Genomic DNA, 15,029 nt, shown 5'->3' with positions numbered 1-15,029 from the left:
TGTCAATCGGCGTTTTCGAACTCCGGACTTGACAAGGGTCTTACTAGTGTCCGAAATGTCCCGGGGCCCGTGATCGGCTCCGTGAAAGGCGAAACGTGACTCCTGCCACGACGAAGAACACACGGACGAAGAAGGCCGCCCAAGAACCCACGCCCGACGAGGAGATCGAGGTCGAGAACCTCGACGAGGCAGCGCCCGCCAAGCGCGGTGCCGCCAAGCGCGGCGCGGCGAAGAAGAAGAAGTCGGAGGACGTCGTCGAGGAAGACGACGCCGCGACCGATTCCGCCGAGGAGAGCACGGGGGACGACGAGGAGGAGGACGCCAAGCCGGCGTTCACCGAGCCGCTGCCCACCGGCGCGATCGTCATCTCGTCGAACGACGACGAGGACGTCCCCGTCTACTCGACGCAGATCACCGGCGCCACGGCCGACCCCGTCAAGGACTACCTGAAGCAGATCGGAAAGGTCGCGCTGCTGAACGCGGCCGAAGAGGTCGAGCTCGCGATGCGCATCGAGGCGGGTCTGTTCGCCGAGGAGAAGCTGTCCGCGATGACCCCGGCCGAGAAGTCGAGTCAGCTGGGTCTCGACCTCCAGTGGGTCGCCCGCGACGGCCAGCGAGCCAAGAGCCACCTGCTCGGCGCGAACCTGCGGCTCGTCGTCTCGCTCGCCAAGCGGTACACCGGTCGCGGCATGCAGTTCCTCGACCTGATCCAGGAGGGCAACCTCGGTCTGATCCGCGCCGTCGAGAAGTTCGACTACACCAAGGGCTTCAAGTTCTCGACCTATGCGACCTGGTGGATCCGTCAGGCGATCACGCGCGCCATGGCCGACCAGGCCCGCACGATCCGCATCCCCGTGCACATGGTCGAGGTCATCAACAAGCTCGCCCGCGTGCAGCGGCAGATGCTGCAGGACCTGGGTCGTGAGCCCACCCCGGAGGAGCTGAGCCGCGAGCTCGACATGACCCCGGAGAAGGTCGTGGAGGTGCAGAAGTACGGCCGTGAGCCCATCTCCCTGCACACTCCGCTCGGTGAAGACGGCGACAGCGAGTTCGGTGACCTGATCGAGGACACCGAGGCGGTCGTCCCCGCCGATGCCGTGGGCTTCACGATGCTGCAGCGCCAGCTCGAGCAGCTGCTCGACTCGCTCTCGGAGCGGGAGGCGGGCGTGATCCGCATGCGCTTCGGCCTCGGCGACGGTCAGCCCAAGACGCTCGACCAGATCGGTGACACGTTCGGCGTGACGCGTGAGCGGATCCGTCAGATCGAGTCGAAGACGATGGCCAAGCTGCGCCACCCGAGCCGCTCGCAGTCGCTGCGGGACTACCTCGAGTGATGCAGGCGAACGAGGGCAAGGCGCTCGAGACCAGCGTCGACGGCACGAGCTACGCGCGCATCCCGTTGCGCACCCGCGTGGTGATGCCGGACGACGACCTCGACGCGGTCATCACCGAATACGCGAAGGACGCCGTGCAGCCGGGAGACCTGCTGTTCGTCACGGAGAAGATCGTGGCGATCACGCAGGGTCGGTCGTACCGCCTGGACGAGATCACGCCGCGCAAGCTCGCGCTGTTCCTCTCGAAGTACGTCACGCGCACGCCCTACGGCATCGGGCTCGGCATGCCCGAGACCATGGAGATGGCACTGCGGGAGTGCGGCACGCCGCGTATCCTGTTCGCCGCCGCCGTCTCGGCGGTCACCAAGGCGTTCGGACGAAAGGGCGACTTCTATCGCATCGCCGGGGACAAGGCGCGCGCGATCGATGGCCCCACCAAGCACACGATCCCGCCGTACAACCAGGCCGTGGTGCTCGGCCCGAAGGACCCGGACGGCGTCGCAGCACGGCTCAAGGGCCTGCTCGGTGGGCAGGTGGAGGTCGCGGTGGTGGACATCAACGACCTCGGCGGCAACATCCTCGGATCGACGCTCGACAAGGCCGGCGAAGCCCGGCTGGTGAAGATCCTCGGCGACAATCCGCTCGGCCAGGGACTGGAGTCCACGCCGCTCGGCATCGTCCGCGCGGTCTGATCTGCTGGTTCGACGAGAACGCCCCCGGAGGAATCCGGGGGCGTTCTGTCGTGGTGGTCAGAACCCGATGACCTCGCGGTAGCGCGGCTTGTGGCCGGTGCGGATCCCGGTGACGCTGGGCTTGTTCTCGTACACGCCGGCGCCCCAGTTGCCCTCGACGAGCACGGGACCGCCCGGCGTGACGACGACGTCCCAGCCGACGTACTGCACCTCGGGCACGACCCTGGCCACGCGGTCGATGAAGGCTCGCACCTCGTCCATGAAGGGCAGCTGGAAGTCCGCGATGCGGAAGCCCGAGTCCGGGTGCGTCTCGTGCACGTGGCCGTGCGAGTCGTACCCCGCGCCGACCGCGTGTCCGTTCTCGTCGAGCATCGTGTAGAAGCCCCCGAAAGTCATCTGATCACTCACGGCGCCCCGCCCGAACTTCTGAGCCATCGCGAGGATGTGCGCCTTCTCGCCGTCGAAGAACGCGGTGATGCGGGTCGTGTTCACGGTGCCAGGGCAGACGGCGGCGAGGTCGTCGTGCTGTCGGATGACCTCTTCGATGAGGAGCTCGCCGCGACTCAGCAGCCCGCGGTGGAAGGCATCCCAGTCGTCGATATCGGCCGCGTGGTACCGGTGCACACCGGTGCCCGCCTGGCCGACCGGCTCCTTGGTGACGATGGTCCCCAGGCGTTCCGTGAGCGCGCGCACCTCGGCGGCGTTGCCCTCTTCGACCACCAGCCACTCGCGATGGAGGTGCTCGGAGAACTTCCGGTTGAACTCGATCTTGTCCTGGAAGATCCACCGGAAGTCCGGGTGGTCGTACTTCTGGGAGAGCTGGTTCGACACGGGGTGCGTCATGTAGGTGTCGCGCTCGGCACGGGTGAGCATCGCGAAGTCGTAGTCGATGTAGTCCTGGAACCCCACGTTGTGCCGCGCGGCGGACCACAGCATGTCCACGACGATCGTCGGGACGGGCTTGTGGTGCTGTGCAGAGGCCTCCTTCGCTCGCTCGACAACGGAGCCGACGTCGATGCGACGGGCGCGGCCGAGGAGGTAGCGGATGCGGGGCGCGAGAGAAAGACGAGTCATGGAGCTCCGGGGGTTGGGGATGCCGTCCAGTCTACGGGGGAGTCACACCGGGATCCCGGAACACGAAGCTAGGCTGGATCACGTGTGTGACACGACCTCGAGTGCGCTTCCGCGGGCGCTGATCTCCCGCTCCGCCCTCACCGCCGCAGCGGTTGCGGCCGTCCGCGAGGGGGGAGTGCGAGCAGACCTGCGCCGCGACGCCTGGGGTCACGGGCTGCTCGCCGTGGCCCACGCCGTGACGGTGGCCGGTGCCCGCGAGGTGCGCGTGGACAGCGAGGGCGAGGTGGAGATGCTGCGGCTGGAGGGCATCGCGGGGGTCACCACGGGGGAACCGGACATCGACCCGTCGATCCTCTACGGCCTCCCCGGCAGCAATCACGACGCGACACCGGTCCTGCGGCTGACGGGACGCGTGATGTCGACCAAGCCGCTGCGCGCGGGCGACGCCGTCTCCTACGGCTACACGTTCCGCGCGTCGGGCGACACCACGGTCGCGCTCGTGACCGGAGGGTACGCCCAGGGCATCGTGCGCGCGCTCGGCAACGTCGCCCTGGTCGAGGTGGACGGCATCCTCCGCCCGATCGTCGGCCGCGTGGCCATGGACGTCTGCGTCGTCGATCTGGAGGGCACGGAGGCCCCGGTCGGCGCCGAGGTGACGTACTTCGGTGGCACCGGACCCGCCCGAGACGAGATCGTCCGATGGTCCTCGGCGACGGACATGTCCGCCGCGGAGCTGGTCGCCGTCGCCGGTTCGCATGCCGTGCGGGGGTGGGAGGCATGAGCCGCCCCGAGCTGCGGCTGAGCGCGCGGACGCTCCGCGACAACATCGCGGCGGTCACCTCCCGCCTCGGCGGATGCGAGCTCATGCTCGTGCTCAAGGACGACGCCTACGGCCACGGCCTCACCTGGACCGTGGAGACGGCCGTACAGGCGGGGGTGGCGTCGTTCGGAAGCTACGACGTGCGGGGCGGCCTCGACGTGCGACGGCTCGTTGGGCCTGAGGCGAGGGTGTTCGCGTGGGCCACCTCGACGGATGCGGAGATCGACGAGGCGCTGCTCCAGGGGATCGACCTCGGCGTGGGCACTGTGGAGTACCTGCACCGCATCATCGCGCGGGCCGAGGCGCTCGGGGCTGTCGCGCGCGTGCACCTGAAGATCGACACGGGCCTGCACCGCAACGGCGTGCTCCCCGAGGACTGGCCGGGGGCGATCGCGCAGGCTCGGGCTGCAGAGGCTGCCGGACTGCTGTCCCTGGAGGGGATCTGGAGCCACATCGCGGAGGCGAGCGATCGCGAGGACGATGACGCGCAGGCCGTGTTCCTCGATGCGGTCCGCGCCGCCGGGGGGACGGGCCCGACACCGGCCGCCCTTCACCTCACCGCGTCCGCCGCGTCGTGGTGGCGTCCCGAGCTGCGGGGCACCGTCGCCCGCATCGGTGCGTTCTGCTACGGGATCCGCTCCGCGGACGGGCCCGAGCTGGAGGGTGTGCGCCCGGTCGCGCGACTGGTGGCGCCGGTCGCACGCGTGGAGGAGGGTCGCGCGGTGATCGAGGTCGGCGCCTTCGACGGATTGCCATCGACGCTCGTCGGGGCCCGGGTCGGCACGCCGGCCGGAGCACGCGCGCTCGAACGGATCGAACCGTTCTTCGCGCAGATCGAGGGATGGGCGGGACTGTCCGTCGGGGACGAGGTGACGGTTTTCGGTCCCGGAGAGGCGGGCGAGTCCTCGGCCACGACGCTCGCGGAACGGATCGACACGGTCGGCGAGGAGATCCTCACGCGGCTGAGTCCGCGGATCCGTCGCGTGCCGGTGGACTGAGCCGGCGGGTCCGGCTCACTCCACCCGCGCGATCAGACCGTCTCGACGAGGCGAGCGGTCTCGTCGTGCCAGCTGGTGGCGACGCTGCGGAGCTTCTCCTCGTACTTGCGGCCGTGGTGGGCGCAGAACAGGAGCTCGGAGCCGTTGACCTCGGCGGCGATGTAGGCCTGCGCACCGCAGGAGTCGCACCGGTCCATCGCGGTCAGCCGGAACTCGACAGCGGAGGTCTCACGTTCGGTCGTTGCATTCATCTCGGGGCCTCCTCGGGTGTCGGCGTCCTTGTTGGTCGTGCTCAATACAACCACGCCCCGCCTGTGGGCATGCCCGGTTGTCGGCGTGTTTCGCTCAGCGCGTACGGGCCGGCGCCGACTGCCGACGCGTGGGGAGTGTCGGCCGAGTCCACGGCGCCCGCGCGAATAGACTCGGAGATTGTGAATGCCGAGTACTCCGCCCATCATCTCCAGGTGCTCGAAGGACTCGAGGCGGTCCGCAAACGACCGGGCATGTACATCGGCTCGAACGGTTCGCCCGGGCTCATGCACTGCCTGTGGGAGATCATCGACAACTCCGTCGACGAGGCCGTCGCCGGCAACGGGTCGCGCATCGACATCATCCTGCACGAGGACGGCAGCGTCGAGGTGCACGACCGAGGCCGCGGCATCCCGGTCGACGTCGAACCGCGCACCGGGCTGTCCGGCGTCGAGGTCGTCTACACCAAGCTGCACGCCGGCGGGAAGTTCGGCGGCGGCTCGTACGCCGCGTCCGGTGGACTGCACGGCGTCGGCGCCTCGGTGGTCAACGCCCTCTCCGAGCGTCTCGACGTCGAGGTCGATCGCGGCGGCAAGACCTATGCGATGTCGTTCCACCGCGGCGAGCCTGGCGTGTTCCGCGACTCCGGCGAGAAGCGGCCCGACGCGCCGTTCACGCCGTTCGAGGAGAAGAGCGAGCTACGGGTCATCGGCAAGGCGCCGCGCGGCGTCACCGGCACGCGCGTGCGCTACTGGGCCGACCGGCAGATCTTCACGAAGGATGCCGCGTTCCAGCTGGCTGAGCTGGAGACGCGTGCGCGACAGACGGCGTTCCTGGTCCCGGGCCTCGAGATCGTGGTGCGCGACGAGCGCGCCGGTACGGCGCCCGTCGGCGACGACGGCGCTCCCGCCGGGCCGATCGAGACGTCGTACCTGTACGAGGGCGGCATCTCCGAGTTCGTCGACTACCTCGCCATCGACCCGCCGGTGACGGACACGTGGCGCATCCAGGGCGAGGGCACGTTCCGCGAGACGGTGCCCGTGCTGCAGGCGGACGGCCACATGGTCGCGACCGAGGTGGAGCGCGTCTGCGAAGTGGATGTCGCACTGCGCTGGGGCACGGGCTACGACACCCGCATCCGCTCGTTCGTCAACATCATCTCCACGCCCAAGGGCGGCACGCACCAGCAGGGCTTCGAGCAGGAGCTGCTGAAGGTTCTCCGCGCGCAGGTCGAGCAGAACGCCCGCCGGCTGAAGGTCGGCAACGACAAGCTGGAGAAGGACGACGTGCTGGCCGGGCTCACGGCCGTGCTCACCGTCAACGTGCCAGAACCGCAGTTCGAGGGCCAGACCAAGGAGGTGCTCGGCACGCCGGCGGTGCGGCAGATCGTCGCCCAGGTCATGCGCAAGGAGCTCCTGCAGCGCTTCACCTCGACGAAGCGCGACGACAAGAGCCAGGCCACGCAGCTCCTCGACAAGATCGTGTCCGAGATGAAGGCCAGGGTGTCCGCGCGGGCGCACAAGGAGACACAGCGTCGCAAGAACGCGCTGGAGTCGTCCACGCTCCCCACGAAGCTCGTCGACTGCCGCACCAACGACGTCGAACGCAGCGAGCTGTTCATCGTGGAGGGCGACTCCGCTCTCGGCACGGCGAAGAACGCGCGCAACAGCGAGTTCCAGGCACTCCTGCCCATCCGCGGCAAGATCCTCAACGTGCAGAAGGCCTCGGTCGGGGACATGCTCTCCAATGCGGAGTGTGCGTCGATCATCCAGGTGATCGGAGCGGGCTCGGGTCGCACGTTCGACATCGAGGCGGCGCGCTACGGGAAGATCATCCTGATGAGCGACGCCGACGTCGACGGCGCCCACATCCGCACCCTGCTGCTCACGCTGTTCTTCCGGTACATGCGACCACTGATCGAGCACGGCCGCGTGTTCGCCGCCGTTCCTCCGCTGCACCGCATCATCGTGATCAACCCGGGGTCCAAGCCGAACGAGACGATCTACACGTACACCGAGCAGGAGATGCACGCGCTGCTGGCGAAGCTCCGCAAGGCGGGCAAGCGGTGGCACGAGCCGATCCAGCGCTACAAGGGTCTCGGGGAGATGGACGCCGAGCAGCTGGCGAACACGACCATGGACCGCTCCGGGCGTCTGCTCCGTCGCGTCCGTATGGAGGACGCGGAGGCCGCCGGTCGCGTGTTCGAGCTGCTGATGGGCAACGAGGTCGCTCCGCGGCGCGAGTTCATCATCGACTCGGCCGACCGGCTGTCGCGCGAGTCCATCGACGCCTGACACGCAGCGGGGAGCCCGAAGCCCGGGCACCCCGCTCGACGGCTCCTCGCGCGCTCAGACGATCGTGCGCCCGATGCTGCCGATCACGCCGTCGATGGGCTGACCGGAGGCATCGCGTCGGGCGCCGGACTCCGGGAGCTTGCGGACGGCACCCGTCGGGTCGACCGCGAGCGGCGGGTTGGGACCGACCCACGCGACCGTCAGCCGGTCCTCGCCCTTCAGGAAGGCGTGGGCGCGCACCCCGCCGGTCGCTCGTCCCTTGGCGGGGTACTCCGCGAACGACGAGACCTTCGCGCGTCCTGGATCGGTTCCGGGCAGGATGCTCTCGGCACCCGACACGGTCGCCACGACCGCGTCGACCCCCGGTGCGACCACCCCGAAGAACAGCACCGTGGCGCCGGCCCCGAGCTTGATGCCGGCCATACCTCCGGCGGCAGCGCCCTGCGGTCGCACGCTCGCGGCAGCGAAGCGGAGCAGCTGCGCATCGGAGGTGAGGAACACGAGCTCGGCGTCGTCGGGGGACTCCGCCGCACCCACGACCGTGTCGCCGGGCTTGAGGCCGATCACCTCGAGCTCCGGGCGGACGGGGAGCGCCGACGGCACGATGCGCTTCACGACGCCCTGCGCGGTGCCCAGGGCGATCGGCGTGTCGCTGTCGAAGCGGACGAACCCGAGGATGCGCTCGCCCTTCGTGGTGATGCCGAGGTAGTCGCGCAGCGGGGCGCCGGCCGCCAGCTGGACGGAGCTCGCCGGAACCGACGGAAGGTCGACGGGGGAGAAGCGCACGACCCGTCCGCTGCTCGTGAGCGCACCGAGCTCGGCGCGCACCGTGGTCTCGACCGTGGCGAGGATGGCGTCGTGTTTGCTCCGGCGGGTGGGGGCCGTGAGCTCCTGGCCGTCGCCCAGGTCGACCCGGACGGCACGACCGGTGGTGGACAGCACGAGCGTGGTGGGCGCGTCGGCGATCTGCAGGTCGGCGGCCCCCTTGGCGGCGCGGGGCTTCGGCGGAGCCGCGTTGAGCAGCAGCGTGCGTCGCGGGGTCCCGTATGCCTCGGCCACGGCGTCGAGCTCGCGGGCGACGGCGGCGCGGAGCAGCGCGGGGCTGCCGAGCAGCTCGCGCAGGTTCGCGATCTCGGCGAGCAGCGCGTCGCGCTCGGTCTCCAGCTCGATGCGGGAGAACTTGGTCAGGCGCCGCAGCCGCAGCTCGAGGATGTACTCGGCCTGCGGCTCGCTGAGATCGAAGACCGAGCGCAGGCGGGTGCGCGCCTGTTCCGAGTCGTCGGAGGAGCGGATGACCTGGATGACCTCGTCGATGTCGAGGATCGCGATGAGGAGGCCCTCGACGAGGTGGAGACGTTCCTCGCGCCGGGCGAGGCGGTAGCGGCTGCGGCGGGTGATGACCTCGATGCGATGCCCGACGTAGACGCTCAGCATCTCCTTGAGGCCGAGGGTTCGCGGCTGCCCGTCCACCAGGGCGACGTTGTTGATGCTGAACGAGTCTTCCAGCGGTGTCAGCCGATACAGCTGTTCCAGGACCGCGTTCGGATCGAACCCGGTCTTCACGCCGATGGCCACGCGCAGTCCGTGGTTGCGGTCGGTGAGGTCGGTGACGTCGCTGATGCCCTGCAGCTTCTTGGCCTGGACGGCGTCCCGGATCTTCTCGATCAGTCGCTCGGGGCCGACCATATAGGGCAGCTCGGAGACGATGATGCCCGTGCGGCGGGGGCCGAGCGGCTCGATCGATGTCTTGCCGCGGACCTTCAGGGCGCCGCGGCCGGTGGTGTACGCGTCCTTCACGCCGTCGAGGCCCATCAGGATGCCGCCCGAGGGGAAGTCGGGGCCGGGCACGTACTCCATCAGCTCTTCCGTCGTGGCGTCCGGGTGCTCGAGGAGATGCACGGCTGCGGCCACGACCTCGATGAGGTTGTGCGGGGCCATGTTCGTCGCCATGCCGACGGCGATGCCGCTGGCGCCGTTGACCAGCAGGTTCGGGAAGGCCGCGGGCAGCACGGCGGGCTGCTGGAATTGGCCGTCGTAGTTGGGGATGAAGTCGACGACGTCCTCGTCGAGGTTCTCCGTGAGGGAGAGTGCGGCGGCCGCGAGTCGTGCCTCGGTGTACCGGGCGGCCGCCGGGCCGTCGTCGAGTGAGCCGAAGTTGCCATGCCCGTCGACGAGCGGCACGCGCAGCGCCCACTCCTGGGCGAGCCGCACGAGCGCGTCGTAGATGGCGGAGTCGCCGTGGGGGTGCAGCTTTCCCATCACCTCGCCGACGACGCGCGCGCTCTTGACGTGACCGCGGTCGGGGCGCAGACCCATCTCGGCCATCTGGAACAGGATGCGGCGCTGCACCGGCTTGAGCCCGTCCCGCGCGTCCGGAAGGGCGCGGGAGTAGATGACGGAGTACGCGTATTCGAGGAAGGAGCCCTGCATCTCGTGAGAGAGATCGATGTCCTGGATGCGTTCGTCGACGGGCTCGGACGGCGGGGTTTTCGGCATGGACTTCCTGGGGGCGTACGGGAGCCTGTGTCAGACTGGCTCGGATGTCCCTCATGCTACCGTCCGCCTCGCCCAGCGCCCGGAGCGTCGTCGGGGTGGCGGGCGACCTGAGCGCCGCTCTCCGCGGCGAGTCGGAGCTGCTCCCGCGCGCGGAGTCGGTCGTGCTGGTGGTCGTCGACGGCCTGGGCGCGCTCGGTCTCCGCGGCCACTCCGGTCATGCGCGTACGCTCAGCGGGGCGATGACGAAGCGGGATGTCGCGCACAGCGTGTTCCCGTCGACGACGGCTGCCGCGCTGACCAGCATCGTGACGGGCGCGTGGCCTGGCGAGCACGGGCTGGTGGGGTACCGCGTCCTCGACCGCGAGCGTGACGTGCTCGTGAACCAGCTCAGCGGGTGGGAGAGCGACGGGCTCGACCCGCTCGCGTGGCAGCCGGTGCCGACCGTCTTCGAGCGGGAGTCCGCCGCGGGCGGAGAGACGTTCGCCGTGGGGCTCGCCGCGTACGCCACGAGCGGGTTCACGCGCGCGACGCTGCGCGGCGCGACCTTCGTCCCCGCGCTGACCCCGGAGGATCGGGTCGAGGCGGCCTTCGCTCTCGCCCACGACCATCCGGGCTCCTTCGTCTACTGCTATCTGCCCGAGGTCGACAAGGCGGGGCACCGCTACGGGATCGCCTCCGCGGAGTGGGTCTCGGCGCTGGAGCGCATCGATGCCGCCCTGAGCGTTCGTGTGCCTCCGGGCGTGGGCGTCCTGGTGACCTCCGACCACGGCATGGTCGATGTCCCCGTCCATCGGCAGGCGGTCCTCGATGAACCGCACTTGCGCGGGGTGCGGCACCTGGGCGGCGAGCCGCGCATGCTGCACGTGTACCTGGAGCCGGCCGCCGACGAGAGCGCGGTGCTCTCCCGGCTGCGCACCGACCTGGAGGGCGCCGCCGATGTCGTGACGCGCGACGACGCCATCAGGGCCGGCCTGTTCGGTCCCGCGGTGACGGAGGCCGCGGCTGCCCGGGTGGGGGACGTGCTCGTGATCGCGCGCGCGGCCTGGGCGGTGTACGACGGCACCGCAGCGGATCAGCGCAATCGCGGCATGATCGGACAGCACGGTGCCATGACCGATGAGGAGACGCGGGTGCCGCTCATCCGCCTCGGTGCGTTCGCACGGTGACGCCGGTTTCACCACCGAAAGCGCGGCTCACTCGTCGGTGCGCGCCCCGAAGACGATCTCGTCCCACGACGGCATGGCGTTGCGCCGACGACGACGGCCGCCGCTCTCCGCCGGTTCGGCGGGGCTGCGCGGCGACTCCGGTTCCGTCGTCTCCGGCTCGCTGACATCGTCGAAGGCCTCGAAGAGGGAGATCGGGCTCGACTCCTCGCGGCTCTCCTCATGCTCCTCGAGCAGCGGTGACGACTCACGCTGACCCCGACGCCGTCGCAGGGCCTCCAGCAGGTCGGCGGTCTCGGCGCTCGGGGCGCTGGAGTCGGGGGCGCGGTTGATCGCCGCGTCCTGAACGGCGGGGGCGGAGCGCTCCGGCAGCGACGGCTCTTCGACCTCCGCCTCCGGGGCGGGCACGAGGCGCGGTCCGAACGCACCGGAGTCGAAACGGCTGTCGTCCTTGTACGGCGACGTCGTCCGGTCGGCTTCCACCGCGCGGAGCCGGGGGATCAGTCCCTCGGGGAGCGAGCCCTGACGGGAGAGCTGAGTGGCGTCGGCGTTGAGGGGCGAGAGCGCGCTGCGCCGGGGGTCGAAGCTCCACCGGGCGTCGTGATCGACGTCGTTGGCTGTGAACTCGAGCTTCACGATCCAGCCGGTGTCCTCCTTCCAGCTCGCCCAGCGCTCGGATGTCGCCGCGACCTCTGCGAGCTTGGCGCGCACGGCCGCGCCGAACGTCGGCTGGGCGTCCGGTTCGACCTCGCTGCCGATGAGCACGGGCACGGCGAGAGCCTGGCCGATGATGTGCTCGCGCTCGGCGAGCACCGGCCCCTCGAAGCGGACCACGTCGTCGACCGCGATACCGAGCAGCTCGGCGACCTCGGGTGCGGTGAGACCGGCGCGGATCTGCGCCTGGATGTCGCGCGGGCTCGCGGCGAGCTTCTGGGCGGTCGGTTCGGCCTGTCGGGTGGCGCGGCGGATCTCCCGCTGCAGCACGTCGTCGATGGGCAGCGCGAAGCGTTCGCCCGACTCGGTCGCGAGCACGAGGACTCCTGCTTCAGTGCCGACGATGGTGACGTTTTCCATGCGAATGCCCCTCTGATGGGTGTGCGTTCATGGTGTCACGGGGGAGGGGGCGGAACAGGGAATATCGCGGGCGTGCCGTGAGTTTGCCCTGTCGCATGCGGAGGCATTTGCGAAATGCCCCACCGTCATGCAAACTATGGCCGCCGATTACCCGACGGCACACCCGCCCACTCGCACCATGAAAGTGGAGATTCACCGCATGGCAACCGATTACGACGCTCCCCGAAAGAGTGAAGACGACTCCGAGTCGATCGAAGCCCTGAAGGAGCGTGTGCCGGACAAGCTGTCCGGCACGACGGGGGACGAGGACTCCGACAACCCCTCGAACTTCGACCTGCCGGGCGCGGACCTCTCCGACCTCGAGCTCGACGTCGTCGTGCTGCCCGCGCAGCAGGACGAGTTCACGTGCATGAGCTGCTTCCTCGTGAAGCACCGTTCGCAGCTCGACCACGAGGGACCCGACGGCCCCATCTGCAAGGAGTGCGCTGCCTGAGCAGTCCTCCGAGCGACGCATGACGCGCCCCCGACCATCCGGTCAGGGGCGCGCTGTCGTTGGCGGGTGGCTCAGCCTTTCGCAGCGCGGATCGCCGCAGCGAGGCGGTCGGGGGTGCGGGTCGAGATGGTCCACGCCACGACCGGATCCGCGTCGTCGAGGTTGGGCACCACGACCAGGCCGTCGATGCCGCCGCGGATGAGGTGCCACCCGCGGGCGGGGAGTCCGGGTCCTCTGGCGTGACGCGCGTCTGCTCCATCGAGCGCGAGCGGTTCGCCGAGGTGGGTCACGTCGATGTGCGCGCGACCGGCGCGGAGCACGCCGTCCTCGACCGAGACGACCGGGGCAAGACCGATGACCGCGAGGACGAGCGCGGCGGAGACCAGCGCGCCGAGGACGAGCGCGACCGTCGATCCGACCGGGACGAAGATGAGCGAGACCATCGGTCCGGCGAGAGCGACGGTGACGAGGAGCCAGAGGCTCGGTGCGAGCCGCTCCCGGTAGCGGGGACGTGCGGCGGTGGCGGGGTTCTGCATTAGCCTCATGGGGTGACCGATTCCGTTGATGTCCCCATTATCGCCGCAGTGGTCCCCGGCTATGCGCACCCGGGTGACGCGGGCGCCGATCTGGTCGCCGCGGAGGCCGTGCACCTGGAGCCGGGGGAGCGGGCTCTCGTCCCGACCGGCGTGCGCATCGCCCTCCCGGACGGCTACGCGGCCTTCGTCGTTCCGCGCAGTGGTCTCGCGGCGAAGCACGGGATCTCCATCGTCAATGCACCGGGCACCGTCGACGCCGGCTACCGGGGTGAGATCAAGGTGAGCCTGATCAACACGGACATCCACAGCGCGTACGATGTGGCCGTCGGCGATCGCATCGCCCAGCTCATTGTGATGCCCGTGACCCGCGCCCGGTTCCTGCCGGTCGAGGAGCTCCCGGACAGCGTCAGGGGCGACGGGGGATTCGGATCGACCGGCTACCAGGCACAGGCCACCGCGAACGAAGCAGGACAGGCGAGATGAGCGACAACAACGCGACCCCCTCCAAGTCGGCGCCGGAGAACCGCGCCACGGAGGGTCCTTTCGACGACTCCGAGGCGAACCCGGTCCGCCCGTACATCGACCTCGGCGGGATCAAGATCCTTCCGCGCGAGGGCCTGAACCTGCGCCTCGAGGTCGAGGAGCAGTCCAAGCGCATCGTCGCCGTCGGTCTCGACTACGCGGAGTCCTCGTTGCAGGTGCAGCCGTTCGCGGCGCCCCGATCGGGCGGTCTGTGGGACGAGACCCGCGTGCAGCTGCGTGATCAGGTGAAGGCGCAGGGCGGACGGGTCGAGGAGCGGGAGGGCCCGCTGGGCAAGGAGCTGCTCGCCGAGGTCCCGGCCACGGCGGCCGAGGGCTCCGGCCTGCGTCTGGCACGCTTCATCGGCATCGACGGCCCGCGGTGGTTCCTGCGCGGTGTGATCGGCGGGGCGGCGGCGTCCGATCCCGAGGCGGCCGCGAAGGTGGAGGACCTGTTCCGTTCCATCGTCGTCGTGCGTGGCGGCGCCCCCATGCCCCCGCGTGACCTCATCCCCCTGAAGATGCCGGCGACCCCGGGCTCGGCGTGAGCTCCCCGGTTCCCGAGGAGCCGGAGCGCCCGCAGACCGCGTCGGAGATCCTGGGTGCCGCGCTGGGGGGAGCGGCCAGGAAGGCGGGCCTCGATCCCGCGCAGAGCGCGAGCACGCACACGGTCGTGTGGTCGGCGATGGGCGGCTGGCGCGGCATTGTCGAATCGGTGCTCCCGAGCCTCGCGTTCGTCATCCTCTTCACCCTCCGCCCGCAGCCGCTGATCCTTCCGCTCGGCGTCTCCGTCGGGCTTGCCGCGATCTTCACGATCGTGCGCCTGGTGCAGAAGTCGCCACCGTCCGCGGCGCTCGGCGGCCTGATCGCCGCGGTCGCCGCCGCAGGACTGGCGCTCTGGACCGGGCGCGGCGAGGACAACTTCGTCCCCGGGCTCATCACCAACGCCGTGTACGGGTCGGCCATCCTCGTGTCGGCGCTCATCGGGTGGTCGGTCATCGGTCTGGCCGCCGGCTTCCTCATGGGCGAGGGCACCGCGTGGCGGACGGACCGCCGCAAGCGTCGCGCCTTCTTCTGGCTCGGCATCGCGTGGGCGGCCCTCTTCTTCGCGCGACTGGCCGTGCAGTTCCCCCTGTATCTCGCGGGCGACGTGACGGCGCTCGGAACGCTCAAGCTGGTGATGGGACTGCCGTTGTTCGCGCCGCTCATCGCGGTCACCTGGCTGGTGGTCCGTGCGCTCTATCCCCGCGCGCCTTCGCGCGAGGATGCCGCCGCGGCGTGATAGAT

General features: G+C 70.0%; 15 protein-coding genes. 10 read left to right on the top strand and 5 right to left on the bottom strand.

All coding sequences use genetic code 11. From position 1 onward, the window contains the following. Positions 1–95: 95 nt before the first annotated feature. Entirely contained in the window at positions 96–1,334 is a 1,239-nt protein-coding gene (locus ACFV3I_RS11115) for an RNA polymerase sigma factor (protein ID WP_378822816.1), read from the top strand. Further along, positions 1,334–2,026: a coenzyme F420-0:L-glutamate ligase gene (locus ACFV3I_RS11110; RefSeq protein WP_205812673.1), complete on the top strand. Its 693-nt coding sequence runs from the start codon at positions 1,334–1,336 to the stop codon at positions 2,024–2,026. Before ACFV3I_RS11115 ends, ACFV3I_RS11110 begins: the two co-directional genes overlap by 1 nt. Before the next feature lie 57 nt (positions 2,027–2,083). On the opposite strand, the gene ACFV3I_RS11105 is transcribed toward ACFV3I_RS11110, so the two are convergent. Continuing rightward, entirely contained in the window at positions 2,084–3,100 is a 1,017-nt protein-coding gene (locus ACFV3I_RS11105; RefSeq protein ID WP_378803730.1) for a sugar-transfer associated ATP-grasp domain-containing protein, read from the bottom strand. Positions 3,101–3,182: 82 nt separating this feature from the next. Between ACFV3I_RS11105 and ACFV3I_RS11100 the strand changes: the two genes are divergently transcribed. Both ACFV3I_RS11100 and ACFV3I_RS11095 read left to right on the top strand, forming a co-directional pair. Continuing rightward, positions 3,183–3,881 (top strand): alanine racemase C-terminal domain-containing protein, encoded by a 699-nt coding sequence (locus ACFV3I_RS11100; RefSeq protein WP_206251188.1) that lies wholly within the window; start codon positions 3,183–3,185, stop codon positions 3,879–3,881. Continuing rightward, a complete protein-coding gene (locus ACFV3I_RS11095) occupies positions 3,878–4,918 on the top strand; it encodes an alanine racemase (RefSeq protein ID WP_378803729.1) in 1,041 nt (346 codons plus the stop codon). Before ACFV3I_RS11100 ends, ACFV3I_RS11095 begins: the two co-directional genes overlap by 4 nt. 32 nt (positions 4,919–4,950) lie before the next feature. Here the strand turns inward: ACFV3I_RS11095 and ACFV3I_RS11090 are convergent, their stop codons facing one another. Further along, a complete protein-coding gene (locus ACFV3I_RS11090; protein WP_136033021.1) occupies positions 4,951–5,169 on the bottom strand; it encodes a hypothetical protein in 219 nt (72 codons plus the stop codon). A 180-nt stretch (positions 5,170–5,349) separates the two neighbouring features. On the opposite strand from ACFV3I_RS11090, the gene ACFV3I_RS11085 reads away from it, so the two are divergent. Then, positions 5,350–7,461 carry a type IIA DNA topoisomerase subunit B gene (locus tag ACFV3I_RS11085; protein WP_372490596.1) on the top strand — a complete coding sequence of 704 codons (2,112 nt, stop codon included), beginning with the start codon at positions 5,350–5,352 and terminating at the stop codon, positions 7,459–7,461. A 54-nt stretch (positions 7,462–7,515) separates the two neighbouring features. Here the strand turns inward: ACFV3I_RS11085 and ACFV3I_RS11080 are convergent, their stop codons facing one another. Beyond that, positions 7,516–9,957, bottom strand: coding sequence for a DNA topoisomerase (ATP-hydrolyzing) subunit A (locus tag ACFV3I_RS11080; protein ID WP_378803728.1), 2,442 nt, complete (start codon positions 9,955–9,957; stop codon positions 7,516–7,518). 44 nt (positions 9,958–10,001) lie between these two features. Here ACFV3I_RS11080 and ACFV3I_RS11075 point away from each other — a divergent pair, with 44 nt between their 5' ends. After that, positions 10,002–11,123 carry an alkaline phosphatase family protein gene (locus tag ACFV3I_RS11075; protein ID WP_378803727.1) on the top strand — a complete coding sequence of 374 codons (1,122 nt, stop codon included), beginning with the start codon at positions 10,002–10,004 and terminating at the stop codon, positions 11,121–11,123. Positions 11,124–11,150: 27 nt separating this feature from the next. Here ACFV3I_RS11075 and sepH read toward each other — a convergent pair whose 3' ends face one another. After that, a complete protein-coding gene (gene sepH, locus ACFV3I_RS11070) occupies positions 11,151–12,194 on the bottom strand; it encodes a septation protein SepH (RefSeq protein ID WP_378822813.1) in 1,044 nt (347 codons plus the stop codon). A gap of 199 nt (positions 12,195–12,393) precedes the next feature. Here sepH and ACFV3I_RS11065 point away from each other — a divergent pair, with 199 nt between their 5' ends. Then, a complete protein-coding gene (locus tag ACFV3I_RS11065) occupies positions 12,394–12,687 on the top strand; it encodes a DUF4193 domain-containing protein (protein ID WP_025103572.1) in 294 nt (97 codons plus the stop codon). Positions 12,688–12,758: 71 nt separating this feature from the next. Here ACFV3I_RS11065 and ACFV3I_RS11060 read toward each other — a convergent pair whose 3' ends face one another. After that, positions 12,759–13,223: a DUF3093 domain-containing protein gene (locus ACFV3I_RS11060; protein WP_136036097.1), complete on the bottom strand. Its 465-nt coding sequence runs from the start codon at positions 13,221–13,223 to the stop codon at positions 12,759–12,761. Between the two features lie 12 nt (positions 13,224–13,235). Here ACFV3I_RS11060 and dut point away from each other — a divergent pair, with 12 nt between their 5' ends. The 3 genes from dut to ACFV3I_RS11045 are packed head-to-tail and all read left to right on the top strand — an operon-like array spanning position 13,236 to position 15,024. After that, complete coding sequence (dut, locus tag ACFV3I_RS11055; protein ID WP_136033032.1) at positions 13,236–13,706, top strand: dUTP diphosphatase; 471 nt, start codon at positions 13,236–13,238, stop codon at positions 13,704–13,706. Then, positions 13,703–14,290 carry a DUF3710 domain-containing protein gene (locus ACFV3I_RS11050; protein ID WP_136033035.1) on the top strand — a complete coding sequence of 196 codons (588 nt, stop codon included), beginning with the start codon at positions 13,703–13,705 and terminating at the stop codon, positions 14,288–14,290. Before dut ends, ACFV3I_RS11050 begins: the two co-directional genes overlap by 4 nt. Further along, the gene (locus ACFV3I_RS11045; RefSeq protein ID WP_136045086.1) at positions 14,287–15,024 is read left to right on the top strand and encodes a DUF3159 domain-containing protein; all 738 of its coding nucleotides are present in this window, start codon (positions 14,287–14,289) and stop codon (positions 15,022–15,024) included. The genes ACFV3I_RS11050 and ACFV3I_RS11045 overlap by 4 nt, the downstream gene beginning before the upstream one ends. The last annotated feature ends 5 nt before the right edge of the window (positions 15,025–15,029 follow it).

Source organism: Microbacterium sp. NPDC059771 (assembly GCF_042732495.1).
In the GTDB taxonomy this organism is placed as follows: Bacteria; Actinomycetota; Actinomycetes; order Actinomycetales; family Microbacteriaceae; genus Microbacterium; species Microbacterium sufflavum.
Note: the sequence above shows the minus strand (reverse complement) of the source record. Positions and strands in the feature narration are given on the sequence as shown.